Origin of the sequence: Roseobacter phycocola (assembly GCF_042055075.2) — a bacterium.
Classification (GTDB): domain Bacteria; phylum Pseudomonadota; class Alphaproteobacteria; order Rhodobacterales; family Rhodobacteraceae; genus Roseobacter.
In genome coordinates this window covers 766,995-792,546 of record NZ_CP194010.1, presented here as the reverse complement: position 1 = coordinate 792,546, position 25,552 = coordinate 766,995, and the positions used below count along the sequence as shown (strand labels likewise).

Below are 25,552 nucleotides of genomic sequence, written 5' to 3'. Positions count from 1 at the left end.
TCACTGGCCCCCGTAAAGGCCGGTAGGCCGGAACAGCAGCACGCCCGCCATGAGGATGTAGATCGACATGGACGCCAGCGATGATCCGATGGCGGTGGCCGCCGACGGCTCCATGAAGGTGGCGAAAAACCCGGGCAGCAGCACGCCCCCCAACGTGTCCGTCAGCCCGACCAGCAGCGCGCCCACAAGCGCCCCTTTGATCGACCCGATGCCGCCGATCACGATGACCACAAAGGCCAGGATCAGCACCGGCTCGCCCATGCCCACCTGCACCGACTGGATGGCCCCGACCAGCGCGCCGGCGAGCCCCGCCAGTGCTGCACCCAGGGCGAAGACAATGGTGTACAGCCTGGAGATATCGACACCAAGGGCTGCGATCATTTCCCGGTCGCTTTCGCCCGCCCGGATGCGGATGCCGATGCGCGTGCGGGCAATCAGCTGGAAAAGACCGATGGCAACGATCAGACCGACACCGATGATCACCAGCCGGTAAAGCGGGTACTGGATGCCGCCCGGCAGCATCACCGGCCCTGCGAGAGCGGCGGGAATGTCCAGAAAGAGCGGGAATGAGCCGAAGACCCAGCGGGTGCCTTCGGAGAAAATCAGGATGAGTGCAAAAGTGGCCAGCACCTGATCGAGGTGATCGCGGTCATAGAGCCGGCGGATCACGGTCAGTTCAACCACTGCCCCGGCCGCGGCGGCAGCCACCAGGCTGGCAATCAGGGCGAGCACAAAGGACCCCGTTGCCCCCGCCACAGCCGCCGCCGCAAAGGCCCCGATCATATAGAGCGAGCCATGCGCCAGATTGATCAGCCCCATGACGCCGAAAATGAGCGTAAGCCCGGCGGCCATCAGAAAGAGCATCACACCGGACTGCAGCCCGTTGAGCACCTGTTCGATAAGCAGAATGGTTGACATGAGGGTTGCGCTCTCTGGCCCGCGGACGCGGGTGTTTCGATGCGTGGGGTAAAATGCCGCCCGCGGGTGACCCGCAGGCGGTGGTCAGGTCAGTAGCTGCAGTCCGCGGCGTAGGCGTCGCCGTGGTCTGTCAGGCTGGCGCCGATGATTTTGTTGGTGAAGACGTCACCCTCTTTGATCACCTCGCGGACATAGAAGTCCTGCACCGGATGCTGGTTCGGCCCGAAGGCGAAATCGCCGCGCACGGAGTCGAATTCAGCCGCCGCAAGCGCCGCACGGAAGGCGTCTGCGTCGCTGACATCGGCTTTGGCCATGGCGCTCAGCAGCAGGTTCGCGGTGTCAAAGCCCTGGCTGGCATAAAGCGAGGGCAGCCGTCCGTATTCGGCCTGGAAGGCGTCAACAAAAGCCTTGTTGGCCGCATTGTCGATGTCCTTGTTCCACTGACTGGTGTTTTTCACACCCAGGGCTGCCTCGCCCACGGCCTGCAGGATGCCCTGGTCAAAGCTGAACGCGGGGCCGACCACCGGCAGGTCAACGCCGGAACCTGCGTATTGCTTGAGGAAAGAGATCCCCATGCCGCCCGGCAGGAAGAAGAAGACCGAATCCGCACCGGAGGCCCGGATCTGGGCGATCTCGGCGGCATAGTCGGTCTGGCCCAGTTTGGTGTAGACCTCGCCGGCCAGATCACCGCCATACATGCGTTTGTAACCGGTCAGCGCGTCCTGCCCGGCGGGGTAGTTGGGTGCCAGGATAAAGGTGTTTTTGTAGCCTGCATCATTGGCGTAGGCGCCCGCCGCCTCGTGCAGGTTGTCGTTCTGCCAGGCCACATTGAAATAGAGCGGGTGACAGCCCTTGCCTGCCAGCGCCGAGGGACCAGCGTTGGGCGAGAGGTAAAACTTGCCCTGAGCCGTAGCGGCAGGCACCACGGCCATCGCGAGGTTGGACCAGATGATGCCGGTCATTACGTCGACTTTTTCGGACTGGATCATCTTGTCGGCCAGCTGCACCGCAATTTCCGGTTTACGCTGGTCGTCCTCGATGACCACCTCCAGATTGTCGTTGCCGGCCATTTTGGCGGCTAGCATAAAGCCGTCGCGCACGTCAATGCCGAGGCCCGCGCCCCCGCCCGACAGTGTGGTGATCATGCCGACCTTAACCTTGCCCGCATGGCCGTCCGCCAGTGCCAGGCTGCCGGCGGCGGCAACACCTGCCGCCAGTACCAGTGATCTGAGTTTCATCCCATTACTCCCATGTTCCGGACCCGTTCCGGCCCTTTTTGTGAGGTGCCTGCTGCACCCTGATTGCCGCGTCAGGTGACCCTGTTGCGTGTTCTGAATGTCGGGTTATCCCAGAGGCGATCCTGCATGACCCGCGCGATACGTTCCACCGCAATTTCAACATCCGCCTTATCGAGATAGAGCGGCGTGAAGCCAAAGCGCATGATGTCGGGCGCCCGGAAGTCGCCGATGACGTCTTCGTGGATCAGCGCCTGCATCGCCGCGTATCCGTGTTCAAAGCGGAAAGACACCTGACTGCCGCGTATTGCCGGATCGCGCGGGCTGACCAGTTCAAGCTGTGGGGCTGCCGCTTCGACACCGGCGATAAACTGTTCCTGCAGCGCGACGGACGCTGCGCGCACGTCCTGCATGTCGATGCCTTCCCAGGCCTTCATTGCAAACTCCAGCGCAGCCATTTGCAAAACCGGCGGCGTGCCCACACGCATGCGCTCGATGCCCGCACCCGGCTGGTAATTCAGCATAAATTCAAAAGGTTGCTCATGCCCCAGCCAGCCGCTGAGCGCGGGATCAATACTGTCTGCGAGATCCGGCCGGACGTAGATGAAGGCGGGCGCGCCCGGACCCCCGTTGAGATATTTGTACGTGCACCCCACGGCCAGCTCTGCGTGGCTGGCGGCCAGATCGACGGGAATGGCGCCTGCAGAATGCGCCAGATCCCAGATCATCACGGCCCCTGCCGCATGTGCCCGCGCGGTCAGCCCGTTCATGTCATGCATCCGGCCAGTGCGGTAATCGACCTGCGTCAGCATAACCGCCGCCACGTCATCGCTGATCGCACTTTCGACCTCTTCGGGCGCGACGGTTCTCAGCTCATAGCCCTGATCGAGCGTGCGGATCAGGCCCTCGACCATATAGAGATCCGTCGGGAAGTTGCCGGTGTCCGACAGAATAACCCGGCGGTCCGGACGCATCTTCAACGCGGCGGCGACGGCCTGGTAGACCTTGATCGACAGGGTATCCCCCATCACGACAGACCCCTGAGGCGCGCCGATCAGCCGGCCGACGATGCCCCCCACGCGCGAGGGCTGTTCCATCCACCCGGCTGCGTTCCAGCCTTTGATCAGCAGGTTGCCCCATTCGTCCTGCAGAACGGACGCCAGGGCGTCAGGCACAGCACGGGGCAGCGGGCCAAGCGAATTGCCATCGAGATAGACGACGCCTTCAGGAATTTGAAACAGGTTTTTTCTTGTAACCTCAGACATCTACAACACACCTCTCACGTGCCATAACTCAGGGAAAAGCTCTACCTCAAGCATCCTGCGCAGGTATCCCACGCCGGAGGTTCCGCCCGTCCCGCGTTTGAAGCCGATCACACGCTCGACGGTGGTCACATGGTTGAACCGCCACCGGCGGAAGTAGTCTTCCAGATCCACAAGTTTCTCCGCCAGTTCATAGACATCCCAGTATGTTCCGGGGTCTTCATATATCTTCTTCCACTGCAGCTGAACCGCCTCGATGGAAACCCATGCGGTGTCGGCTGCGGGGCCTGAAAGGTCCTCTTCACCGAGACGCGCCGCCATGAACGACAGCGCCACCTGATAGAGACTGGCCCGTGCAAGCTCATCATCAAGTCGCTGCCATGCGCCCGCGTCCGGCTGATGCAGCTGCATCAGCTTCCGGTTGCGGTTGCCCAGCAGAAATTCGATCAGACGGTACTGATGTGACTGAAATCCCGAGGAATTTCCGAGGGCAGGACGAAATGCGGTATATTCGCTGGGCGTCATTGTGCGCAGCACATCCCAGGCGCTGTTAAGCTGCTCAAAAATGCGGGCGACCCGCGACAGCATCTTGAAAGCCGGCCGCAGATCACCTGTTGCGATGGCCTCACGCGCAGCCTGTAATTCGTGAACCGCGAGCCGCATCCAGAGTTCTGACGTCTGGTGCTGAACGATAAACAGCATCTCATCATGGGCATCCGAACGCGGATGCTGGGCGTCAAGAACGGACTGCAGCCGCAGGTAATCCCCATAGGACATGTCCTGCGAGAAATCCATTTTTGCACCGGACGCGGGGTCGTCAGTCATGCGCCTGACCGCAGGACAAAACGCTGGATCTTACCCGTTGCCGTCTTGGGCAGAGCCTCTGTAAAGCGCACATCACGCGGGTACTTATATGGCGCAATCTTTACCTTAACATGCTCCTGCAATTCCTTGATCATTTTATCATTTCCTTCCCCGCCGTTATTCAGAACAACATGTGCCTGAACGATGCTGCCGCGGGCCTCATCCGGCAACCCGACGACGGCGCATTCCCGCACCGCAGGGTGCGACAGCAGTGCGGCCTCCACTTCGGGCCCCGCGATATTGTAGCCTGACGAAACGATCATATCATCGTTGCGGGCCGCGAAATGCAGATAGCCGTCGGCGTCCATGGAAAAACTGTCTCCGGTGATGTTCCAGCCGTCCGAGACATAGCCCGCCTGACGGTCATCTGCCAGATAGCGGCACCCGGTGGGCCCGCGCACAGCGAGCCGGCCGACTGTGCCCCGCGGGACCTCCCGGCCTTCGGCGTCGACGACCTTTGCCTCGTAGCCGGTGATCGGCTTGCCGGTGCAGGCCGCGCGGTGGTCGTCGAACCGGTTGGAGATGAAAATATGGAGCAGCTCGGTCGCGCCGATCCCGTCGAGCATTGGCTTGCCTGTTTTCGCCTTCCAGTCTGCATAGACCGGCGCAGGCAGCGTTTCCCCGGCAGACACGGCGGCACGCAGGCTGGAGAGATCCGCGCCCTCTTCCATCGCGGCAAGCATGGCGCGGTAGGCTGTGGGCGCCGTGAAACAGACCGTAGCGCGGTATTTTTCGATGATCTCGATCATATTCGGGGGCGACGCGGCTTCGAGAAGCGTTGCCGCGGCCCCGAACCGAAGCGGGAAAATCGCGAGGCCACCCAGCCCGAAAGTAAAGGCCAGCGGCGGAGAGCCGACAAAAACATCCTCGGGCGTGACGCCCAGCACTTCGCGGGCATAGCCATCGGCGATGATCAGCAGGTCACGGTGGAAATGCATCGTGGCCTTGGGCGCGCCTGTTGTGCCGCTGGTGAACCCCAGCAGGGCGACATCGTCCTGTGCGGTGTCGACGGCATCGAACCTGACCGGTTTTTCCAGCGCCAGGCGGTCCAGTTCGGCGTCATGGTTCGAGGTGCCGTCAAACCCGACCACAGATTTCAGAAAGCTGCTGGTTTTGGCACAGGCCGTCAGTTCGTCCATCAGACGTGTGTCGCAGAGCGCGTGGCTGACCTCTGCCTTGTCGACGATGGCCGACAGCTCGCCTGCGCGCAGCATTGGCATGGTGTTCACAACAACGGCGCCCGCTTTGGTCGCCGCCAGCCAGCAGGCCACCATGGCCGGGTTGTTGGCGGAACGGATCAGCACCCGGTTGCCGGGTTTCACGCCCAGATCAGAGACCAGTGCATGCGCCAGGCGGTTGGTCCAGTCAGAGAGTTCCTTGTACGTGCGCCGCCGGCCGTTGCCGATCAGCGCAGTGTGATCACCGAACCCTTTGTCGACCATGGCATCGGTCAGTTCTGCGGCGGCATTCAGCCGCTCAGGATAGTCAAAACCGTCGAGCAGGAGGTCGGGCCACTGGTCACCGGGCGGCAGATTTTCCCGGGCAAAGCTGTCCGTATGTCCGGATGCGTGCATCACTGATCCCCGGCCGTGCTGCAGGCGGGATAAGTGCGCGAGGAGATGCAGAAACCGGGATTTGGCACATGGCACGCTTGCACATACCCTGCTTTTTTACCTCCTGGAGCACCCGATTTTTGCCTGAAACCGTACACTTTTCGACAAATTGGCGCAGCCACAGGCTCTGCGCCACAAAGATGCGGCTCCGGGTGAAAAGACAAAGAGTTCAGCATTGCTCATCCCTCTGCAGCGCGCAGCTGAGCCGCGCCCGATGCCTCAGACGTTAGGATGAGTCGCAAAATGCTTCAAGGGAAAATATTTTAAACCTAAAATATTTTCCCTTTCACGAAATTATCTGATCCGCGCTTCGGTTTTGCTGTCGAAGATCATCGCGCGGCGGGCCTCGAATGTAACATCAACCGTGTCACCTTCGCTGGCACGTTCATCGCCGCGCTCCTCAACGATGATCCGCTCTCCGGTGGGCGTATCAAGGTGCAGGTAGGACACACCACCCAGCGCCTCCGAAAGCTCCGCCTTAAGCGCACCCTGCCCCATCTGCACTTCCAGATGCTCGGGCCGGATGCCAAGGGTCACCGCCGTTCCGACCGCGGGCAGGGTTGCCTCAACCGCGACCGTCCGGCCGAGGCCGGGCACATCGACGCCACCTTCGGCCACAACACCATTGAGGAAGTTCATCGCAGGCGATCCGATGAAGCCGGCCACGAATTTGTTGTCCGGGTTGCGGTAGAGTTCCAGCGGCGCGCCGACCTGTTCGATGTTACCGGCCCGCAGCACCACGATCTTATCCGCCAGCGTCATCGCCTCGACCTGGTCGTGCGTCACATAGATCATTGTGGCGCCGATATCCTTGTGCAGGCGGGCAATCTCAACCCGCATTTCCACACGCAGCTCCGCGTCCAGGTTCGAAAGCGGTTCGTCAAACAGGAACACCTCGGGACCGCGTACAATTGCGCGCCCGATTGCAACCCGCTGACGCTGACCACCGGAAAGCGCCTTGGGCTTGCGGTCGAGATACTGGTCCAGCTTGAGAATATCAGAGGCTTTCTGCACCTTTTCATCGATCTCGGCCTTCGGCACGCCGTTCATTTTGAGACCGAACCCCATGTTATCCTTGACCGACATATGCGGATAAAGCGCGTAGGTCTGGAACACCATGGCCACGCCCCGCTCGGACGGGTCCATATGAGTCACATCCCGCGTGCCGATGTGGATCTGGCCGTCGCTTGTTTCCTCAAGACCGGCGATCATGCGCAGCAGCGTGGACTTGCCGCAGCCTGACGGGCCGACAAAAACGCAGAACTCGCCGTCCTCAATCTGCAGATCGATCCCGTGGATCACCTGCACGTCACCGTAGCGCTTGATGGCCTTCTGAAGCGTGACACCTGTCATGGTTTAAGTCCCTGTGTTTTGCAAAAATGAATCTGGGAACCGCCAGGCCTGCGCGTCGCGCGCGATGGTCTGTGCCACAGAGGCAAGCCGGGGCGCGAGGGCCTCCAGCCGGTTCAGTGAAGTCGTTCTGGTGGATCCGGTGACCGACAGCGCACCCAGCACACGGCCCTGATCGGTCAGGATCGGATAGGCAATACAGATGATGCCGGGTTCATGTTCTTCGTCGTCAAAAGCATAGCCGCGCGACCGGATATTCTGCAGTTCAGCGCAGAGCGTTTCCCGCGTGGTCAGTGTGCGGTCGGTAAACCGGTGGAAAGACTGCTGGCGCAGCACGGGTTCCAGATCCGCTTCGGGCAGGAAGGCAAGCATCGCCTTGCCGACGCCGGTACAATACGCCGGGCCGACCTTGCCCGCGTCGGAATACATCTCAACAGGCTGGGCCGCATTGCGCTTGTCGACATAGAGTACCTGCGCGTGATCCATCTGTGCCAGGTGCACCGTCTGGCCGACCTCGGCGCTGAGCTGGTCCAGCATCGGGCGCGCGATCGGCGCGAGACTGCTCTGGGTCCAGGCCGCATGCGCCAGACGCACCAGCCGCACTCCCAGCGCATAGGTCTGGTTGTGCGAATCGTATTCCAGCATGCCCTGTGATGTGAGTGTCTGGAGAAACCTGTAGAGCGTGGCCTTGGGAAAGCGGCTTTCCGCCAGCAGGGTTGCAAAGCGCACGGGGCGGCCATACGCGGCCACCTGATCCAGTACATCCAGTGCTTTGCCGACCGTGCCGTCCCCCGACATGCCAGGCACCTCCCTTATCCTGCCCCGCCCGCAGCGCCGGCGCGCTGCAGCCTCCCCGGGGCGACTTTCTTTCCCGGAAAAACCAGGAAGAGTGTTGACAGTGTAGGCAGAGTGCAGTGTAGTTTTCAATATATAAAACTTGGTTTCAAATAATGGAACACATTATCAGGAAACCGGGGGGACCAAAACCGCAAACGTACCTTAGGGAGGACACCATGCGTTTCACCACCAAATCCATGCTCATGGCACTGGCAGGCTCGACGATGCTTGCCGGCGCTGCGTCAGCCGAGCTGACGGGCGAGCTGAAGATCTTCCTCGACACCTCCAACCCAGCACCGCGTGCCACCATGGAGCAGATGATTGCGGACTTCGGCGCAGAGCATCCGGGCCTGGAGATCTCGACCACCGTGATCGACCGCGAAGCCTATAAAACACAGATCCGTAACTTTCTGACAGCGGACAGCCCGGACGTAGCGACGTGGTATGCGGCCAACCGCATGACCCCCTATGTCAGCGCGGGTCTCTTTGAGGACGTATCCGACCTCTGGGCCGAGCCTGAGATCGCAGAGAACCTGGCATCGACCAAGGGCGCGATGACCATCGATGGCAAGCAGTGGGGCGTCCCCTACACGTACTACCAGTGGGGCATCTACTACCGCAAAGACATCTACGAGAACCTCGGCCTGAACGAGCCGGCGAACTTCGACGAGATGAAGTCCAACTGCCAGGCGATCATTGATTCGGGTGCCAAGTGCTACACAATCGGCACCAAGTTCCTGTGGACTGCCGGTGGCTGGTTTGACTATCTGAACATGCGGACCCACGGTTTCGATTTCCACATGGAACTGGCCCAGGGCAACGTGAAATGGACAGACGACCGCGTCAAAGAGACCTTCGCCAACTGGCGTGAGCTCATCGACATGGGTGCATTTGTCGACAACCACCAGAACTACTCCTGGCAGGAATCGCTGCCCTTCATCGTGAACGGCGAAGCCGCGGCGATCCTGAAGGGTAACTTCGCTGTGGCGCCGCTGCGCGAAGCAGGTCTGGACGACAGCAAGCTGGACTTCTACCAGTTCCCGGCGATCAACCCGGACGTCGAGCTGGCAGAAGACGCGCCGACAGACACGTTCCACATCCCGGCAAACGCCTCCAACAAGGAAGCCGCGCGTGAATTCCTGCGCTTTGTGGTTTCTGCAAACGTTCAGACAACCATCAACAACGGTGCAAACCTCGGCCAGCTGCCGGTGAACGCACAATCCGCTGTGGATGACGACAAGTTCCTGAACGAAGGCTTCACCATGCTGTCCCAGAACAGCCCCGGTGGCGTTGCCCAGTTCTTTGACCGCGACTTCCCGGCCGAAATGGCTGCTGAAGCGATGCAGGGTCTGCAGGAATTCATGGTCTTCCCGGACAACCTGGACGACATCCTGGCCCGTCTCGATAAAGTTCAGGAGCGGGTTTACAAGTAATCCGCTTCCGGCCCGGGCGCTACGGTGCCCGGGCCCACCGCTGACCGGCGCAGCCGCCAGCGCGGGCCCGCCCTGCCCGCTTTGCCGCCTGTCCCGTAGCCACTCTGGGAGGAGAACCCGCCATGACCGATACGCCGGCACAACAGGTCGCCGCACCACAGCGCAGCTGGTACAAGCGAAATGAGATCGCCGTGACGCCATGGCTGTTTCTGGCGCCTGCGATACTGTTCTTTGCGTTTTATGTGATCTGGCCGATCTATCAGTCGATCGCGATCTCGTTCTATGACTGGGACGGTCTGGGCGAGGCACGTTATGTCGGCATGGCCAACTATGCCGAGCTCATGGACGACAGCGCTTTTGAGGTCTCTCTCTGGAACAACCTCAAATGGCTGCTCTTTTATCTGCTGGCCATCCCGGGCGGATTGTTCATAGCACTTTTCCTGAACCAGACGGTCACAGGCATCCGCATCTATAAGTCGCTGTTTTTCTTTCCGTTTGTGCTGTCTCAGGTTGTCGTGGGCCTCGTTTTCTCCTGGTTTTACCTGCCGAATGAAGGGCTGCTGAACAACATCCTCGGCGTTGTGGGGCTGGGCCCGGTCAACGTGCTGGGTGACCCGACGATGGCCACCTATGGCATCATCGCAGCCGGCCTCTGGCCGCAGACTGCATATTGCATGATCCTTTATCTGACCGGCCTCAATGCGGTTGATCCCGAACAGATTGAGGCGGGCCGCCTGGACAATGCCAAGGGCTGGAAGATGCTGTGGTACATCATCATCCCGCAGCTCAAGCCGGCAACATTCATCGCCTTTGTGGTGACCATCATCGGTGCCCTGCGCTCCTTTGACCTCATCTCCATCATGACCAACGGCGGGCCTTTCGGGCAGACGCGGGTGCTGAGCTTTTACATGTTCGAAAAAGCGCTCAGCGAATACGGGTTCCGCATGGGATACGGTGCAGCCATCGCTGTTGTGCTCTTCCTGATCATGCTGGTCTTTATTGCTTACTTCCTGTGGTCCATGTGGTCCGAAGAGAAGGGACGCTGATATGTTTCCGACACCTATCGAAAAAACACCCCGTTCCTGGCAGCTGACCTATCAGTCGCTGCTGCCGCTGGCGCTGATCATGTGGCTGCTGCCGCTGATTGCTGTGGCCGTCTTCTCGATCAAACCGGCGGTGGACTTCACGCAGGGCAACTACTGGGGACTGCCGTCTTCCTTCGAGCTGTTCGCGAACTACGGTCAGGTCTTCTTCAACTCTGATATGCCGCGCTACATGCTGAACTCCGTGTTCATCACGGTGCCCACAGTGATCGGTGCGGTGGCACTTTCCTGTCTCGCGGGCTTTGCGCTCGGCGTATACAAGTTCAAGGCCAACATCTGGATCTTCTTTATGTTTGTGGCGGGCAACTTTGTGCCCTTCCAGATCCTGATGGTGCCGGTGCGGGACCTGACGCTGGACATGGGTCTTTACAACTCCAAGACGGGGCTGGTGCTCTTTCACGTGGCCTTTCAGACCGGGTTCTGCACGCTCTTCATGCGTAACTTCATCCGTGCGCTGCCTTATGAACTGATCGAGGCGGCCCGCGTTGAGGGCATCGCTGAGTGGAAGATATTCTGGTACGTGGTCATTCCGCTGATGAAGCCGGCAATTGCAGCCCTCAGCGTGCTGATCTTTACCTTCATCTGGAACGACTACTTCTGGGCCGTGGTGCTGACACAGGGACCGGAAAGCCAGCCGGTCACAGCGGGGATCACCAGCTTTAACGCGCAGTTCCGCGCGGCTTACCACCTGATGAGTGCGGGCTCGATTGTGGCCGCCCTGCCGCCTGTGCTGATGTTCTTCCTGATGCAGAAGCACTTCATCGCAGGTCTGACCCTGGGGGCCGTAAAGTGACACAAAGCTGGCGGCTGGATGACGAGCGTCAGACACTGGCGCTCGCCTCTACCGGTGGGCTGTGCCCACAGGTGATTTACTGGGGAGCCCCCCTGCCCGCATCCGAAGATCTGACCCAGCTGGTGCAGACCGCCACGCTGGACGTGACCGGCGGCATGCTGGATGAAAACCCGGATCTGTCCATCTGTCCCGAAGCTTCTCGCAGCTTCCCGGGCCAGCCCGGGCTGGTCGTGCGGGACCAGGATGGCACGCCACTGCTGCCGAAGTTCCGTCTGAAGGAGGTGACCGAGGCCCCGCAGGAGCTGACCGTTATCTGCGAGGACAGTGCTAACAGGCTGACTTATGAGGCCCGGTTCGCGCTGGATCCGGAGACCCACGTCATAGAGATGAGCACGCGGCTGCATGCCGACCGGCCGCTGCACCTGCACTGGCTGTCTGCGCCCGTCCTGCCGGCACCTCAGCATTCGGACGAAATGATCGACTTTGCCGGTCGCTGGTGCGGTGAATTCCAGATGAACCGCACCGCCTGGTCGCCCGGTATCCGCTACCGCGAGAACCGCACGGGCCGGACGGGGCACGAACACTTCCCGGGCCTGATGATCCCGGCCCGCGGTGCGACAAACGCCACGGGCGAGACCTTTGCGTTTCACTATGGCTGGTCCGGCGGGCACCGGATGATCGCCGAGGAACTACCCGACGGGCGCCGGCAGATCCAGTTCGGCCATGCCGCACGTATGGAGACCGCACCGGCCACCGAATTCCGCACAGCACCGCTTTATGCGGTTTATTCCTCTGATGGTCTGAATGGCTGTGCCGTCTCCTTCCAGCGCCATCTGCGTGACCGGATCGTGACCTGGACCGAGAGCGGCCGCCCGCGCCCGGTACATTACAACTGCTGGGAAGCCGTCTATTTCGACCACGACCTGCCCAAACTGAAGGATATCGCAACACGCGCCGCCAGCCTTGGTGCCGAACGTTTCGTGCTGGATGACGGCTGGTTCGGTCAGCGCGACGATGACACCTCCAGTCTGTCAGACTGGGAGGTGGACCCGCGAAAGTATCCCGACGGGCTGGGACCGCTGATTGATCATGTACACGCCGAGGGGATGACCTTTGGCATCTGGTTTGAGCCGGAGATGATCAACCCCAACAGCAACATTCACCGCGCGCATCCCGACTGGGCACTGGGGTCAGAGGATCAGATCCTCGGGCGTCAGCAGAAGGCTCTGAATATGGCGCTGCCCGAGGTGCGTGATTTCCTCTATGACCGCATCGCAGCGCTGCTTGCCGCGCATCCGATTGACTACATCAAATGGGACCACAACCGCGTCCTGCCGATGCCGGATGCCGCACAGACACGTGGTTCATACGCGCTGATCGACCGGCTGCGGGGAGACTTTCCGCACGTGGAAATCGAAAGCTGTGCGTCGGGTGGCGGGCGGATCGATTTCGGCATTCTGAGCCGCACCCAGCGTGTCTGGCTGAGCGACAGTAACGATGCGCTGGAACGGCTGATCATGCAGCATAACGCGGCGCTCTACCTGCCCTCTGCCGTCACAGGCAGTCACGTGGGGCCGCGCCACTGTCACACGTCGGGCCGCACGCTCGACATTGAATTCCGCGCGTGGGTCGCCGCCCAGCGGCATATGGGGTTCGAAATGGACCCGCGCGAACTGACCGACCATGAGGCAGGCGTGCTGCGCCACGTCACCGCATGGTGGAAAGAGAACCGTGACTGGATGTATGATGCGGATATTCTGCGGCTGGATGCGTCGGATGCATCAGTGATTGCCGAACAGCAGCAGGCCCGCGATGGCAGCCGTTTCGTGGTTTTTGCCGGTAAATCCGGCACGTCGCCACAGATTGCGCCCCGCCCGCTGCGGATGACGAGGTTGGACCCACAGGCGCACTACGAGATCAGCCTTGTGAACCGCGCGTCTGCTCCGGCGCTGTCGCGGGGCAGACTGAAACTGAAAGACGGTGCCGTAACTCTGACCGGGACGGCGCTGATGCACAACGGGCTGACCCTGCCCTGGCATTTTCCTGAAACCATGTGGGTGCTCGAAGGGCGGCGGCTCTGAACGCCTGACCGTCTTTCCGGCCCCTGAAATCAAGGCTCTCCAATGACCCAGACTGCAACATTTCATGATCTGAAAGGCGCCTCTGTCTATATCACCGGCGGCGGGTCCGGCATCGGTGCCGACCTGACGGACGGATTTATGGCGCAGGGCGCACAGGTTGCTTTTATCGGACGCTCGGACGCCAGCGCCTTTGTCGCTGAGATGACTGAAAAACACGGTCGCGCGCCGCTGTTTTTTCAGGGCGATATCACCGACACAGACCGGCTGCGCAGCACCATTGCTGAGGCCGCCGAGGCGCACGGCCCCGTTCAGACGCTGGTTTCCAACGCCGCAAATGACAAACGCCACAACTGGCTGGAACTGACACCGGAAGAATGGGACAGCCTGCTGGCTGTGAACCTTAAGGCCTATCTCTTTGCCGCCCAGGCGGTTGCACCGGGGATGATTGCCCGCGGCGCCGGATCGATCATTAATTTCAGTTCGATCAGCTATATGATGGGCAATGCGGGGTACCCCGCCTACACCGCCGCCAATGGTGGCATCACCGCGATGACCCGCAGCCTTGCGCGTGAACTGGGCCCTGACGGGGTGCGCGTGAATGCGCTGGCACCCGGTTGGGTTCTGACCCAGAAACAGCTGGACAAATGGGCCACGCCCGAAGGTCTGGCCGCACATCTGGAACGCCAGTGCCTGAAAACGCACCTGGTGCCGCAGGACATTGTGGATGCGACGCTGTTTCTGGCATCCGACACCAGCCGCATGATGACAGGCCAGTGTATGGTTGTTGACGGCGGCGTGGTAACAACCGGATAAGCAGCGCATGACAGACACGCTAAAACCAGACTGGATCGCCGTTGACTGGGGCACGACCAACCTGCGGGCCTGGGCCATGCAGGGTGCGCAGGTGCTGGGCCGCGCGTCGTCCGGTCAGGGAATGGGCGGATTGTCCAGCGATGGTTTTGAGCCGGCCCTGCGGGCACTTATCGGCCCCTGGATCCTTCATGGTAACGTGCCGGTCATTGCCTGCGGCATGGTCGGCTCGCGTCAGGGTTGGCAGGAGGCACCGTACCGCAGCGTGCCCTGTGCACCGATGGTCAGCGCGCTGACCCGTGCACCGGCATCAGATGGCCTGTCCGTACACATCATCAGCGGCCTGTCGCAGGACAATCCGGCGGATGTCATGCGGGGCGAGGAAACACAGATCGCGGGCTTTATGCAGCTCAACCCCGGCTGGGATGGTGTGCTGTGCATGCCCGGAACCCACACCAAATGGGTTCATCTGAGCGCCGGCGAAGTCGTTAGTTTTCAGAGCTTTATGACCGGCGAGCTCTTTGCGCTGATCAGCGATGCTTCTGTACTGCGGCACTCTGTGGCCGGTGATGGCTGGGACAGTGCGGCCTTTGATGCAGCGGTGGGCGAAACGCTCGCCCGGCCGGAGAAACTGGCAGCGCGGCTCTTTGGCCTCCGGGCCGGACAACTGCTGGCCGGTACAGAGGCGGCCGCCTGCCGGGCGGCGCTCTCGGGCCTGCTGGTGGGCGCGGAACTGGCGGCTGCCCGGGCTTACTGGCTGGGTCAGAATATGGCCATCCTGGGCACGGGCACACAGGCCCGGGCTTACCGCGATGCACTGGCACCCCAGGGGGTCAGCTGCCTTATGGTGGACACCGAACGTGCAACACTGGCCGGGCTGACCGCGGCCAACCGACTGCTGAAAGAGACAACATGACCCTTCCCATTATTGCGATTCTGCGTGGTGTGACCCCGTCTGAGGCGCCGGCCATCTGTGCGGCGCTGATCGGGGTGGGTATCACGCAGATCGAAGTCCCGCTCAACTCGCCGGACCCGCTGGAGAGCATTGCGGCTCTGGCGCGGGAGTTCGGTGATACCGCGCTGATCGGGGCCGGCACCGTTCTGAGCACGCAGGATGTAGCGGATGTGGCGGATGCAGGCGGCCGGCTGATCGTCTCGCCGGACTGCAAGCCGGCCGTGATCCGGGAAACCAAATCCCGCGGCATGCAAAGCTGGCCGGGGGTGTTCACACCGACAGAGGCGTTTGCCGCACTGGATGCGGGCGCTGACGGCCTGAAACTCTTCCCCGGCTCCATGGCAGGCCCATCCGGGTTGCAGGCAATGCGCGCGATCCTGCCCGCAGGCACGAAAGTCTATGCGGTTGGCGGTGCGGGTCCGGATAACTTTGCCGAATGGGTTGCGGCAAGCGCCGATGGCTTCGGGATGGGGTCTGCGATCTATAAACCCGGTCTGACAGCAGACGAAGTAGCAGAACGCGCCAAAACGATCGTGGCGGCCTGGCACGCGGCAACGGCATGAGCGCGCGCGTCTTTGACGCGCGGCACTGTCGTCTGGGCGAAGGCGCGCTCTGGCATCCGCTGCGCAGGCAGTTGTTCTGGTTTGATATCCTGGGCCGCAAGCTGCTGACACAGGAAAATGGGAAGCCTGCCTCCTGGGATTTCGACGAAGAAGTTTCGGCCGCCGGCTGGATTGACGAACACCGGTTGCTGATCGCCTCGGCCTCGGGGCTCATGGACTTTGACATCCGCGATGGCAGCCGCAGACAGCTCTGCCCGCTTGAGGCCGGCAACAGTGTCACGCGATCCAATGACGGGCGCGCTGATCCCTGGGGCGGGTTCTGGATCGGGACGATGGGGCGCAACGCAGAACCGGGTGCCGGGTCAATCTATCGCTACTATCAGGGACAGCTGAGGCGCATTGTGGGTGACATCACCATCTCCAACGCGATCTGTTTTGCGCCGGATCGCGGCCATGCGTTTTACACGGACACGGCAACCGCAAAGATCATGCAGATCCCGCTGGACCGCAGCGGATGGCCCGCCGGAGCGCCGCAGCTCTGGCTCGATCTTTCCGGCGAAGGCCTCGCACCTGATGGCGCGGTTGCGGACGCGGACGGGACGCTCTGGGTGGCGCAATGGGGCGCGGCGCGCGTCGCGGCCTACCGTGATGGGGCGTTTCAGCGGGCTGTAGACCTGCCTGCTGATCACATCACCTGCCCGGCTTTTGGCGGACCTGACCTCACGACACTCTATGCGACCTCCGCCATGCAGGGTATTTCCCGCAGCGACCTGACCGACCCCCATGCGCATGGTCAGACATTTGAGATCAACGGCGTGGCCCAGGGCCTGCCCGAACCGAAGGTGTTGTTGCTATGAAACGCAGCCTTGGCGTCTGCTACTACCCCGAACATTGGCCCCGCACAATGTGGGAACAGGATGCCGCCGACATGGTCGCTGCGGGTATTTCCTGGGTGCGCATCGGCGAGTTCGCCTGGAGCCGCATCGAACCCAAGCCCGGTGAATTCGTGTTCGACTGGCTGGACGATGCCATCGCCGTGCTGAGTGACGCAGGTCTGAAAGTGATCCTCGGCACCCCGACCTGCACCCCACCCGTCTGGATGACCGAACTTTTCCCGGACATGCTTGCGCTGGATGCACATGGCCATCTGCGGGGTTTTGGGTCACGGCGGCATTATTGTTTCAGCCACGAAGGTTATCGCGCGGCAGCAGCAGACATCTGCGCTGTTCTGGGCGACCGCTATGGCCGCGACCCGCGTATTCACGCCTGGCAGATCGACAATGAATACGGGTGCCATGATACCGTTCTGTCCTGGTCAGACGCCGCCGGAGACGCGTTCCGGGCATGGCTTGCGGAACGGTACGGCACCGTGGACGCCCTGAACACCGCCTGGGGCAATGTGTTCTGGTCCATGGAATACAGCGATTTCAACCAGATCTGTCTGCCGAACATGACCGTCACCCAGCCGAACCCGAGCCATGAGCTGGCGTTCCGGCGGTTCAGTTCGGATCAGGTGGTACGCTGGCATGAGGCCCAGGTCGCCGCTTTGCGGGACCGCACAGATGCGCCGCTGGTCCACAACTACATGGGCCGCGTTCTGGATTTTGACCATTTCGACGTTGGCGCCTCCATCGATATCGCCAGCTGGGACAGCTATCCGATCGGTTTCCTGTCAGACCGCCTCGAAGGCACGGCAGAGCACAAGGCGCGCTACCTGCGCCAGGGGGATCCGGACATGCAGGCGTTTCATCATGACCTGTACCGCGCTGTGGGGCGGGAGAACCGCTGGTGGGTCATGGAGCAGCAGCCCGGACCGGTCAACTGGGCGCCCTACAATCCGGCGCCCCTGCCCGGCATGGTGCGCCTGTGGTCCTGGGAGGCCTTTGCCCATGGTGCTGAAGTCGTCAGCTATTTCCGCTGGCGGCAGGCCCCTTTTGCCCAGGAACAGATGCACGCCGGTCTGCGCCGCCCCGACAACCAACCAGCACCCGGCGAGCAAGAGGCAGCCGAAGTTGGACGCGAACTGCAGCAGATGCTGGATACGGATATCCTGCAGGCCCGCGTGGCGCTTGTTTTTGATTACCCTTCTGAATGGGCGTGGGCGACACTGCCTCAGGGCGCAGATTTCAGCTACTTCCGCCTTGTTCTCGATGCTTACCGGGCGCTGCGCAAACAGGGGCTGTCGGTTGATATCGTGCCGTCGGACGCGACCTCGCTTGAGGGATACGCGCTGGTGCTGATCCCGGGTCTCGCCACGGTGCCACCCGCTCTGATGGACGCGGCGCGCGGCAGAACCGTTCTCCTGGGGCCGCGGACAAATGCGGTGACTGACGAGCTGCGCATTCCCGACCCGATGGGACCGGCCATTCCAGGGCTGGATATTACTGTTGCGAGAGCAGAGAGCCTGCCGCCCGGCATCAGCCGTCCGGTGGCCCACCGCGGCAATGTACAAAGCTGGGTCGAAACGCTGGAAGGGTCTGCGACCGTGTCGCTCGCTGACGACAGCGGAGAGCCGGTTATGGTCTCGGACGGGCAGACGCATTACCTCGGTGCCTGGCCGGACGACAGGTTGTGGTCTGAGATCATTACCGGTCTGGCGGCTCAGGCGGATGTCGACCTGATACCAATGCCGGATGGACTGAGGATCCGGGACACACAGCACCACCGGTTTGCGTTCAACTACGGACCCGAAGCGGTTGACTTTAATGGAGATACCATAGCACCCGCAGGTGTGGCATGGTGGCCGCGTCAGACGACTGACTGAGCGTATGCAAGACAGCCCAGCAGGGCCGCCTCGTCCTGCGTGATAACCGACACAGGCACAGGCTGCATCGTTTGCTTGACCGTGGGCTGTTCCTGCAGTGTTTCAATGAACGTCTGGCGTGCCGGGCTTGCCAGAAGCCCGCGCACAACAGACCCGGCGAGATAAATACCACCGCCCGACATATAAAGCAGGCGCAGATCCTGCACAAAAGCTCCCAGCATGCGCGCATACACAAGGGTCGATGCAAGGGCGTCACTGTCCCCGGCTGAGGCCGCCGCCATTACATCACTGGCGTCTATGCGCGGTGTACCGGTCGCTGCCGCATGCAGCTCGGCAAGGCCGGGCCCCCGCACGGCATCTTCGGCACAGCGTACCCAGCCCGCTGGTCCACCAATATACTCTTCCAGGATAGCCTGGACGCGAGACGGCAGGCTGCACAGTCCTGCTTCGGCCCGCAGGCACACCGTCTGACCGCCGGCATTCAGAACCGGACTTACGTTGAAACCTGTGCCAGCTCCCACGACCAGACGCTGATCCTTTTCGTTGGCCGGAGCGTCCAGGACCACCTCGGCACCGTCTTCACCCAAACTGTCAAGGGCGTATCCCAGCGCACTGAGATCATTGAGCAAAAAGGCAGACGCCCCAGGATGCTTCTGCGCCATTGTGGCAGTGTCAAAATCCCAGCCGCGGTTCGTGAGCCGCGCCTTTGACCCGTTGACAGGTCCGGCCACCGCAACCGTCAGCGCCTCAACACCGTCGACCTTTTCCTCGGCGACATAGGCCTCCAGGGCCGCGTCAAAACTGGCGTAGTTGTCATTGCGGTACCGGCGGACACCCGCAGGATCAATCGCGCCGTTTCGCGCTGTCGCAAAACGTACGTTTGTTCCCCCTACATCCGCCAGTATCAGAACCATATGCCCCGCCTTCAGACAAATCTGTTTACATAGTTCTCAAGGATCTCCTGCCGCCCAGATCTGGGCTGCGGGTTGATACCCCGGTCCGCGACTGTCGCGGAAATGCTTTCCAGACTTTCTGACGTCAGCCAGCTTTGCGCCTGGTCGCTCTGCCAACCCGCATAACGCTCTGTTCGCGCGGCTTCAAGCCCGCCATCCTCAAGCATCGCGGCCGCTGCTTTCAGACCACGCGCGCAGACATCCATTGCACCTGCATGAGAGGCAATAAGGTCAACCGGGTCGAGGCTCTGACGCCGGAGTTTGGCATCAAAGTTGGTCCCGCCGGTGGTGAACCCGCCTGCTTTCAGGATCTCGTAGTAGGCAAGTGCGACCTCAGGCACCGAATTCGGGAACTGATCCGTGTCCCAGCCGGACTGGTAGTCATTCCGGTTCATGTCGATCGATCCGAAGATGCCAAGAGACGCCGCCATCGCCAGTTCATGCTCAAAACTGTGGCCGGCAAGGATTGCATGCCCCTGCTCCAGGTTCATTCTGACTTCGTTTTCGAGCCCGAAGTCCTTGAGGAAGCCATAGACCGTTGCGACATCGTAGTCATACTGGTGTTTCGTCGGCTCCTGCGGTTTGGGCTCAATCAGGATCGCACCCTCGAACCCAATCTTGTGCTTGTAGTCCACGACCATCTGCAGCATGCGACCCGCCTGCTGGCGCTCCTGTGCCAGATCGGTGTTCAGCAGCGTTTCATACCCTTCACGCCCACCCCACAGCACATAGTTTTCGCCGCCGAGGCGATGCGTGACGTCCATACAGGATTTGATGGTCGCAGCAGACCATGCAAAAACCTCAGGGTCCGGGTTGGTTGCAGCGCCTGCCATGAAACGACGGTGCGAGAACAGGTTCGCCGTCCCCCAGAGAAGACGCGGACCACCAGCAGCCATTTTCTCTTCAAGATAGTCGGCTATTTCATTGAGATTACGGGTGTTTTCGGAAAAATCCGCGCCTTCCGGACGGATATCTGCGTCGTGGAAACAATAAAACGGCTGACCCAGAAGCGCGAACATTTCGAAAGCCACATCGGCCTTGAGACGCGCCAGGTCCATTGTGTCCCCAAACCATTGGCGGTCAAAGGTCTGCCCGCCGAACGGGTCACCACCCGGCCAGGCAAAGCTGTGCCACCAAGCGATGGCAAACCGCAGGTGCTCTGACATTGTTTTGCCCGCGACGATCTCGTCAGGGTTGTAGTGGCGGAAGACCAGCTGATCGGCCGGCGCGTCCGGTGCATAGCGGAGCGGTTCTGTTCCGGCGAAAAAATCTGTCATAGGGCCTCCTTCAGGGCATTGTATGCGGCGCGGTAACGGGCATGTCCCGCTGAAAACGCGTCGAGAAGAGCGTTATGCGGCTCAATTGTTCGTTCTGTCCGGGGCGGCGTGGCAAGCTCGGCACCTCCACCGGTTGCGGCCATCTGTGCCAGGCGCGCGGCACCGAATGCGCCACCAAAGTCGCCGGCTTCGGGGACGTCAATTGGCATATTCAGAGCTGTGGCGAGCGCCTGCAGCCAGTAATCTGAACGGCTGCCGCCCCCTACAGCAACCAGGCTGTCGATTGTCGTTCCGGTTGAGCGCAGCGCGTCAAGGCAATCGGCGAAAGCAAAACTGACGCCTTCGAGCACGGCGCGCGCACCCGCAGCGGTATCCGTGGCATGGCCAAGACCGAGAAAGGCCCCACGGGCTGCGGCATCGTTATGCGGCGTCCTTTCGCCTCCGAGATAGGGCAGGAAAAGCGTCTGTGACGGCGCCTGCAGGCTGCCCAGACCAGTGGTCAGTGCCGCTGCGTCTGAGCCCACAAGTCCCGCATACCAGTTCAGCGAATCCGTGCAGGCCAGGATGACGCCCATCTGGTGCCACAGATCCGGCAGCGCGTGACAGAATGTGTGCACAGCGCTCGGCGCATCGGGCTGGTAGGCACTGCTGGCCGCGAACAAAACGCCCGACGTCCCCAGCGACAGGAACGCCTGCCCCGGCCGGACAACGCCCATACCCACAGCAGCGGCGGCATTGTCACCAGCACCGCCGGCGAGGACAACGTCTGACCGCATGCCCCAGCGCTGTGCCAGTTCCGCACGCAGCGTGCCAGAAGGCTCAGAGCCCTCAACGAGGCGCGGCATGTGATCCCGCGTGAGACCCGACGCCGCCAGCAGCGCGTCAGACCAGTCACGTGCACCGGTATCCAGCCAGCTGGTTCCGGCCGCGTCCGACATCTCTGACACCGCGTCGCCCGTCAGCCAGTACCTTAGATAATCCTTAGGCAGCAAAACCTTAGAACACTTTGCAAAGATCTCAGGCTCATTTGCAAAGACCCAAGCCACCTTTGGAGCGGTAAAACCCGGAAAGACAATATTGCCGGAGATCTGCCGCCACTGCGGATCGGCGTCCAGCGTCACTGCTTCGGCATGACTGCGTGTGTCATTCCACAGCATACAGGGACGCAGAACATCCCCCGCATCATCCAGCAGCGTGGCGCCATGCATCTGCCCGCTGATCCCGATACCCCGCACGGCAGACAGATCATGATCCTTTCCCAGCTCCGCAACGACGTTTTCGGTCGCTGCCAGCCAGTCCGCAGGGTTCTGTTCTGACCAGCCGTCATGAGGCCGCTGCACCGTCAGCGGTGCAGTCGCCTCCCCTGTCACGTTCTGCGCGTCGTCCGTCAGAACGCCTTTCAGCCCCGACGTGCCGAGATCAAGCCCCAGATACATTGCTCAGGCTGCCTTGTCCGGTTTTTTGCCCATGATGATCATACTCAGAATATCATCTTCCGTCACGTCCTCGACCCGTTCGGTGCCGATCAGACGCCCGTTCTTCATGACGGAGACCCGGTCACAGAGTTCCAGCATCTCGCGGGTGTCATGGCTGATCAGGAAGATACCAAGCCCCTGCTTTTTGAGCTCCTGAATGAGTTCAGCCACCATCTGGGTTTCATGCACGCCCAAAGCAGCCGTCGGTTCGTCCATGATCAGGATTTTGGCGTTGAAATATACCGCCCTTGCAATCGCAACGGATTGCCGTTGCCCCCCGGACAGAGCAGACACAGGCTCTTTGAGCTTGCGGAAATTGGGGTTCAGACGCGCCATGATCTTGCGTGTCTCCGCCTCCATCTTGTCGTCGTCAACAAACCCCATCCAGCTGGTCAGTTCCCGTCCCAGAAACAGGTTCGAGGCTGCATCCAGATTGTCCGCAAGCGCGAGTGTCTGGTAAATCGTCTCGATGTTGTAGCGGCGGGCGTCGCGCGGGCTGGCGATATGCGCCCGCTCACCTTCGACGTAGATCTCGCCGCTGTCCGCTTTGTAAGCTCCGGACAAAATCTTGATCAGCGTGGATTTTCCGGCGCCATTGTGCCCCAGAAGGCCAACAACTTCACCGGGGTTGACGTGAATGGACACACCGTCCACCGCGCGCACACCACCAAAGGAGATCGAGATGTCGCGCATTTCGCAAAGGGGTGCCATCAGCGGCCTCCTGTCTTTTTACGGTAGATCGTATCGATCAGGACCGCCGCCACCAGTACGGTGCCGACAACGATGTTCTGCAGGGGCGCGTCGACGCCGACCATGGCCATGCCTGATTGCAGCGACTGCATGATCAGCGCGCCAAGGATCGCGCCGTAGATTGTACCGATGCCACCAGCCAGCGCGGTTCCCCCGATCACGGCCGCCGCAATCACACGCAGTTCGTCGAGCGTGCCGATATCGTTGGAGTGGTTCGTCAGGCGGGCTGACGCCACAACCGCGGACAGTGCGCAGAGAAAGCCCATCAGTGCGAAAATCTTAACCGTCAGCATGCGCGTATTGATGCCCGAGAGCTCAGCCGCATCGGGGTTGCCGCCCGTCGCAAAGATATAGCGACCCAGTCTTGTCCTGCGGGCAATGAGTGTCATGGCAACCGCCACGGCGATCAGCAGCAGAACCGACAAAGGCAGACCATATGCCGCCGTGAAGCCCTCCGGCATCGTCTCTCCGCGCGCTTCGAACATGCGCTGCAGGCGGCGTTCCGGGATTTGGTAAGCGTTCAGGATGGCAATAAAACCAAGGATGCCTGCGGCGGTAATTCCGGCGATGGTGGCCTCGGCCCAGGCCGGTTTGACCGGGAAGCCGTGTGAGATTTTGGCCCGCCGTGCAGACCACAGCGCCCAGAGCGCCCAGACCACTGCCACCAGTCCGAAGATCCAGCTCCAGGTTTCGCCCAGTGTACCGTTGATGCCACCGAACTTCATGAATGTCGGGTCGAGCGGTCCGATTGTCTGCCCGTTGGTCTGATACCAGGCCACGTTGCGCCAGACGAGCAGGCCACCGAGGGTCACAATGAATGCGGGGATCGCCAGATAGCCCACAAGCCAGCCCTGAAACGCACCGATAACAGCGCCCAGAAAAAGACCTGCGGCAATGGTGATCCACGGCGTCAGCGGATGGCCGAGACCAAGGCCGAAAGCGTCCGGCAGATAGCGTGTCTGCAACATGGCCATGAATGCCGAGCAGGTTGCCAGCAGCGCGCCCACAGCAAGATCGATGTGCCGCGTGACGATGACAAAGACCATGCCGGTCGCCATGATGGCGACGCTTACGGTCTGAATCGTCAGGTTAAAGATGTTCCGGGGCGTCAGGAACCGCCCTTCGGTCAGTACGTTAAAGCAGATACAAATGACCAGAAACGCGCCGATCATGCCCAGAAGCCGCGTATCGACCTCCAGTGCCTGAAAGCCTGTGCGTTTCTTTACCTGTGGTGCGGATACATCCGTCATGGCGCGCTCCGGGGTAAAAAAGGGGGTTCGCCCGCGCCGGACCGGCGGAGCATTACAGAGAGGGCGGGCCCCACATCAGGGACCCGCCGGTTTTCAGGGAGTTTTAGTTACAGGGAGCCGGGCCGCCGGAGACGCCCTGGCAGAGTGCTTCCTGTGTGATCCAGCCCGCATCAACCACTGCGGACAGGTTTGCAGCTGTCACCGGCACAGGTGCCAGGAAACGTGCTGTCATTTTGGTGCCGCCCGGGGACGTCCATTCCTGAGCGTCGCCTACTGCGGACATCTCGGTGCCGTTGGCCAGCTCAACCGCGATTTCCGCGGCAGCTTTGCCGAGGTCACGCGCGTCTTTCCAGACAGACACGGTCTGGGTGCCTTTGGCCACGCGGTTCAGAGCAGCATGATCGCCGTCCTGACCGGATACCGGAATGCCTTCCATACCCTGCGCGGTCAGTGCTGCAACAACACCACCCGCTGTGCCGTCATTGGACGCGACAACCGCATCAACATTGTTGTCGTTCGCGGTCAGGATCTGTTCCATGTTGCGCTGTGCGTTGGCGGGCAGCCAGCCGTCCGTGTAGGCTTCGGCCACGATGTTGATCTTACCTGCATCAATGGCGTCCTGCAGGACTTCCTGCTGACCACCACGCAGGAAGTCTGCGTTCGGGTCGGTGGGGGAGCCTTTGATCATCACGTAGTTGCCTTCGGGCAGTGCTTCGAGCACAGCACGGGCCTGCATGCGGCCCACTTCGACGTTGTCAAATGTCAGGTAGAAAGCGCGCGGGTCTTCGATCAGGCGGTCATAGCCCACAACCGGAATACCTTCGTCAGCGGCTGCCTGCACGGCCGGGCCGATGGCGGCGGCGTCCTGTGCCAGGATGATCAGGGCGTCAACGCCCTGCGCGATCAGGCTTTCAACGTCGGACAGCTGCTTGGCAGAGGAGCTTTGCGCGTCCGCGGAAACATATGCTGCGCCAGCAGCTTCGAGAGCGGCCTTGATGGCTGCTTCGTCAGTCTTCCAGCGCTCTTCCTGGAAGTTCGACCAGCTGACGCCGACCGTCATCGAGTGGCCATCTGCCAGCGCGGTCGTGGACAGAGCAGCCGACAGGACGACTCCCATAATTGCGATTTTTTTCATTCTATCCTCCCAAGGGACATCTCAGTGTCTGTTGATGCCGTTTCTTTGATTTGGCATGGCAATAAAGATTGACTGTTTTAATTCAGCTGTCAAAATAAATTTGTGCAAATCGTGCAAAATCCTTGTGCGAA

22 protein-coding genes are annotated in these 25,552 nt (G+C 61.2%); 9 read left to right on the top strand and 13 right to left on the bottom strand.

Features of this window, described 5'->3' with window-relative positions; all coding sequences use genetic code 11:
• From AB4K19_RS03870 to AB4K19_RS03840, 7 genes are all read right to left on the bottom strand, one after another.
• Nucleotides 1-918 carry a branched-chain amino acid ABC transporter permease gene (locus AB4K19_RS03870; RefSeq protein WP_436399098.1) on the bottom strand — a complete coding sequence of 306 codons (918 nt, stop codon included), beginning with the start codon at nucleotides 916-918 and terminating at the stop codon, nucleotides 1-3.
• A gap of 89 nt (nucleotides 919-1,007) precedes the next feature.
• A complete protein-coding gene (locus AB4K19_RS03865; RefSeq protein WP_375230611.1) occupies nucleotides 1,008-2,156 on the bottom strand; it encodes an ABC transporter substrate-binding protein in 1,149 nt (382 codons plus the stop codon).
• Nucleotides 2,157-2,227: 71 nt separating this feature from the next.
• Entirely contained in the window at nucleotides 2,228-3,418 is a 1,191-nt protein-coding gene (kynU, locus tag AB4K19_RS03860; RefSeq protein WP_375230610.1) for a kynureninase, read from the bottom strand.
• A complete protein-coding gene (locus AB4K19_RS03855; protein WP_375230609.1) occupies nucleotides 3,419-4,240 on the bottom strand; it encodes a tryptophan 2,3-dioxygenase in 822 nt (273 codons plus the stop codon).
• Complete coding sequence (locus AB4K19_RS03850; protein ID WP_375230608.1) at nucleotides 4,237-5,853, bottom strand: AMP-binding protein; 1,617 nt, start codon at nucleotides 5,851-5,853, stop codon at nucleotides 4,237-4,239. Before AB4K19_RS03850 ends, AB4K19_RS03855 begins: the two co-directional genes overlap by 4 nt.
• Before the next feature lie 333 nt (nucleotides 5,854-6,186).
• Nucleotides 6,187-7,245: an ABC transporter ATP-binding protein gene (locus AB4K19_RS03845; RefSeq protein WP_375230607.1), complete on the bottom strand. Its 1,059-nt coding sequence runs from the start codon at nucleotides 7,243-7,245 to the stop codon at nucleotides 6,187-6,189.
• Between the two features lie 3 nt (nucleotides 7,246-7,248).
• Complete coding sequence (locus AB4K19_RS03840; protein ID WP_436399094.1) at nucleotides 7,249-8,040, bottom strand: IclR family transcriptional regulator; 792 nt, start codon at nucleotides 8,038-8,040, stop codon at nucleotides 7,249-7,251.
• A gap of 215 nt (nucleotides 8,041-8,255) precedes the next feature.
• Here AB4K19_RS03840 and AB4K19_RS03835 point away from each other — a divergent pair, with 215 nt between their 5' ends.
• The 9 genes from AB4K19_RS03835 (at nucleotide 8,256) to AB4K19_RS03795 (ending at nucleotide 18,581) form a co-directional block, all read left to right on the top strand.
• Entirely contained in the window at nucleotides 8,256-9,512 is a 1,257-nt protein-coding gene (locus AB4K19_RS03835) for an ABC transporter substrate-binding protein (protein ID WP_375230606.1), read from the top strand.
• 122 nt (nucleotides 9,513-9,634) lie between these two features.
• Nucleotides 9,635-10,558: a carbohydrate ABC transporter permease gene (locus AB4K19_RS03830; protein WP_375230605.1), complete on the top strand. Its 924-nt coding sequence runs from the start codon at nucleotides 9,635-9,637 to the stop codon at nucleotides 10,556-10,558.
• A gap of 1 nt (nucleotide 10,559) precedes the next feature.
• Complete coding sequence (locus AB4K19_RS03825) at nucleotides 10,560-11,408, top strand: carbohydrate ABC transporter permease (RefSeq protein ID WP_375230604.1); 849 nt, start codon at nucleotides 10,560-10,562, stop codon at nucleotides 11,406-11,408.
• A complete protein-coding gene (locus AB4K19_RS03820; protein WP_436399091.1) occupies nucleotides 11,405-13,489 on the top strand; it encodes an alpha-galactosidase in 2,085 nt (694 codons plus the stop codon). The genes AB4K19_RS03825 and AB4K19_RS03820 overlap by 4 nt, the downstream gene beginning before the upstream one ends.
• Nucleotides 13,490-13,531: 42 nt before the next feature.
• Nucleotides 13,532-14,302: an SDR family NAD(P)-dependent oxidoreductase gene (locus AB4K19_RS03815; RefSeq protein ID WP_375230603.1), complete on the top strand. Its 771-nt coding sequence runs from the start codon at nucleotides 13,532-13,534 to the stop codon at nucleotides 14,300-14,302.
• Nucleotides 14,303-14,309: 7 nt separating this feature from the next.
• A complete protein-coding gene (locus AB4K19_RS03810) occupies nucleotides 14,310-15,215 on the top strand; it encodes a 2-dehydro-3-deoxygalactonokinase (protein ID WP_375230602.1) in 906 nt (301 codons plus the stop codon).
• Nucleotides 15,212-15,817 (top strand): 2-dehydro-3-deoxy-6-phosphogalactonate aldolase, encoded by a 606-nt coding sequence (locus AB4K19_RS03805; protein ID WP_375230601.1) that lies wholly within the window; start codon nucleotides 15,212-15,214, stop codon nucleotides 15,815-15,817. Before AB4K19_RS03810 ends, AB4K19_RS03805 begins: the two co-directional genes overlap by 4 nt.
• Entirely contained in the window at nucleotides 15,814-16,674 is an 861-nt protein-coding gene (locus tag AB4K19_RS03800; protein WP_375230600.1) for an SMP-30/gluconolactonase/LRE family protein, read from the top strand. Before AB4K19_RS03805 ends, AB4K19_RS03800 begins: the two co-directional genes overlap by 4 nt.
• Nucleotides 16,671-18,581 carry a beta-galactosidase gene (locus tag AB4K19_RS03795; RefSeq protein WP_436399088.1) on the top strand — a complete coding sequence of 637 codons (1,911 nt, stop codon included), beginning with the start codon at nucleotides 16,671-16,673 and terminating at the stop codon, nucleotides 18,579-18,581. Before AB4K19_RS03800 ends, AB4K19_RS03795 begins: the two co-directional genes overlap by 4 nt.
• Here AB4K19_RS03795 and AB4K19_RS03790 read toward each other — a convergent pair.
• From AB4K19_RS03790 to xylF, 6 genes are all read right to left on the bottom strand, one after another.
• Nucleotides 18,566-19,495 carry a glucokinase gene (locus AB4K19_RS03790; RefSeq protein WP_375230599.1) on the bottom strand — a complete coding sequence of 310 codons (930 nt, stop codon included), beginning with the start codon at nucleotides 19,493-19,495 and terminating at the stop codon, nucleotides 18,566-18,568. The two genes, AB4K19_RS03795 and AB4K19_RS03790, sit on opposite strands and share 16 nt — an antisense overlap.
• A gap of 11 nt (nucleotides 19,496-19,506) precedes the next feature.
• A complete protein-coding gene (xylA, locus tag AB4K19_RS03785; protein WP_375230598.1) occupies nucleotides 19,507-20,811 on the bottom strand; it encodes a xylose isomerase in 1,305 nt (434 codons plus the stop codon).
• Nucleotides 20,808-22,247, bottom strand: a complete 1,440-nt coding sequence (xylB, locus tag AB4K19_RS03780; RefSeq protein WP_375230597.1) for a xylulokinase — start codon at nucleotides 22,245-22,247, stop codon at nucleotides 20,808-20,810. Before xylB ends, xylA begins: the two co-directional genes overlap by 4 nt.
• 3 nt (nucleotides 22,248-22,250) lie before the next feature.
• Complete coding sequence (locus AB4K19_RS03775; protein ID WP_375230596.1) at nucleotides 22,251-22,997, bottom strand: ATP-binding cassette domain-containing protein; 747 nt, start codon at nucleotides 22,995-22,997, stop codon at nucleotides 22,251-22,253.
• Nucleotides 22,997-24,286 carry a sugar ABC transporter permease gene (locus AB4K19_RS03770; RefSeq protein WP_375230595.1) on the bottom strand — a complete coding sequence of 430 codons (1,290 nt, stop codon included), beginning with the start codon at nucleotides 24,284-24,286 and terminating at the stop codon, nucleotides 22,997-22,999. Before AB4K19_RS03770 ends, AB4K19_RS03775 begins: the two co-directional genes overlap by 1 nt.
• A gap of 103 nt (nucleotides 24,287-24,389) precedes the next feature.
• Nucleotides 24,390-25,403, bottom strand: a complete 1,014-nt coding sequence (gene xylF / locus AB4K19_RS03765) for a D-xylose ABC transporter substrate-binding protein (protein ID WP_375230971.1) — start codon at nucleotides 25,401-25,403, stop codon at nucleotides 24,390-24,392.
• Nucleotides 25,404-25,552 lie beyond the last annotated feature (149 nt).

Bases quoted from the DNA above. Each gene is read 5' to 3' on its own strand.
- xylA (WP_375230598.1), bottom strand. From the start codon at position 20,811: ATGACAGATTTTTTCGCCGGAACAGAACCGCTCCGCTATGCACCGGAC.
- AB4K19_RS03775 (WP_375230596.1), bottom strand. From the start codon at position 22,997: ATGGCACCCCTTTGCGAAATGCGCGACATCTCGATCTCCTTTGGTGGT.
- AB4K19_RS03800 (WP_375230600.1), top strand. From the start codon at position 15,814: ATGAGCGCGCGCGTCTTTGACGCGCGGCACTGTCGTCTGGGCGAAGGC.
- xylF (WP_375230971.1), bottom strand. From the start codon at position 25,403: ATGGGAGTCGTCCTGTCGGCTGCTCTGTCCACGACCGCGCTGGCAGAT.
- AB4K19_RS03805 (WP_375230601.1), top strand. From the start codon at position 15,212: ATGACCCTTCCCATTATTGCGATTCTGCGTGGTGTGACCCCGTCTGAG.
- AB4K19_RS03850 (WP_375230608.1), bottom strand. From the start codon at position 5,853: ATGCACGCATCCGGACATACGGACAGCTTTGCCCGGGAAAATCTGCCG.
- AB4K19_RS03830 (WP_375230605.1), top strand. From the start codon at position 9,635: ATGACCGATACGCCGGCACAACAGGTCGCCGCACCACAGCGCAGCTGG.
- AB4K19_RS03845 (WP_375230607.1), bottom strand. From the start codon at position 7,245: ATGACAGGTGTCACGCTTCAGAAGGCCATCAAGCGCTACGGTGACGTG.
- AB4K19_RS03815 (WP_375230603.1), top strand. From the start codon at position 13,532: ATGACCCAGACTGCAACATTTCATGATCTGAAAGGCGCCTCTGTCTAT.
- AB4K19_RS03840 (WP_436399094.1), bottom strand. From the start codon at position 8,040: ATGTCGGGGGACGGCACGGTCGGCAAAGCACTGGATGTACTGGATCAG.
- xylB (WP_375230597.1), bottom strand. From the start codon at position 22,247: ATGTATCTGGGGCTTGATCTCGGCACGTCGGGGCTGAAAGGCGTTCTG.
- AB4K19_RS03825 (WP_375230604.1), top strand. From the start codon at position 10,560: ATGTTTCCGACACCTATCGAAAAAACACCCCGTTCCTGGCAGCTGACC.
- AB4K19_RS03770 (WP_375230595.1), bottom strand. From the start codon at position 24,286: ATGACGGATGTATCCGCACCACAGGTAAAGAAACGCACAGGCTTTCAG.
- kynU (WP_375230610.1), bottom strand. From the start codon at position 3,418: ATGTCTGAGGTTACAAGAAAAAACCTGTTTCAAATTCCTGAAGGCGTC.
- AB4K19_RS03855 (WP_375230609.1), bottom strand. From the start codon at position 4,240: ATGACTGACGACCCCGCGTCCGGTGCAAAAATGGATTTCTCGCAGGAC.
- AB4K19_RS03790 (WP_375230599.1), bottom strand. From the start codon at position 19,495: ATGGTTCTGATACTGGCGGATGTAGGGGGAACAAACGTACGTTTTGCG.
- AB4K19_RS03810 (WP_375230602.1), top strand. From the start codon at position 14,310: ATGACAGACACGCTAAAACCAGACTGGATCGCCGTTGACTGGGGCACG.
- AB4K19_RS03865 (WP_375230611.1), bottom strand. From the start codon at position 2,156: ATGAAACTCAGATCACTGGTACTGGCGGCAGGTGTTGCCGCCGCCGGC.
- AB4K19_RS03795 (WP_436399088.1), top strand. From the start codon at position 16,671: ATGAAACGCAGCCTTGGCGTCTGCTACTACCCCGAACATTGGCCCCGC.
- AB4K19_RS03835 (WP_375230606.1), top strand. From the start codon at position 8,256: ATGCGTTTCACCACCAAATCCATGCTCATGGCACTGGCAGGCTCGACG.
- AB4K19_RS03870 (WP_436399098.1), bottom strand. From the start codon at position 918: ATGTCAACCATTCTGCTTATCGAACAGGTGCTCAACGGGCTGCAGTCC.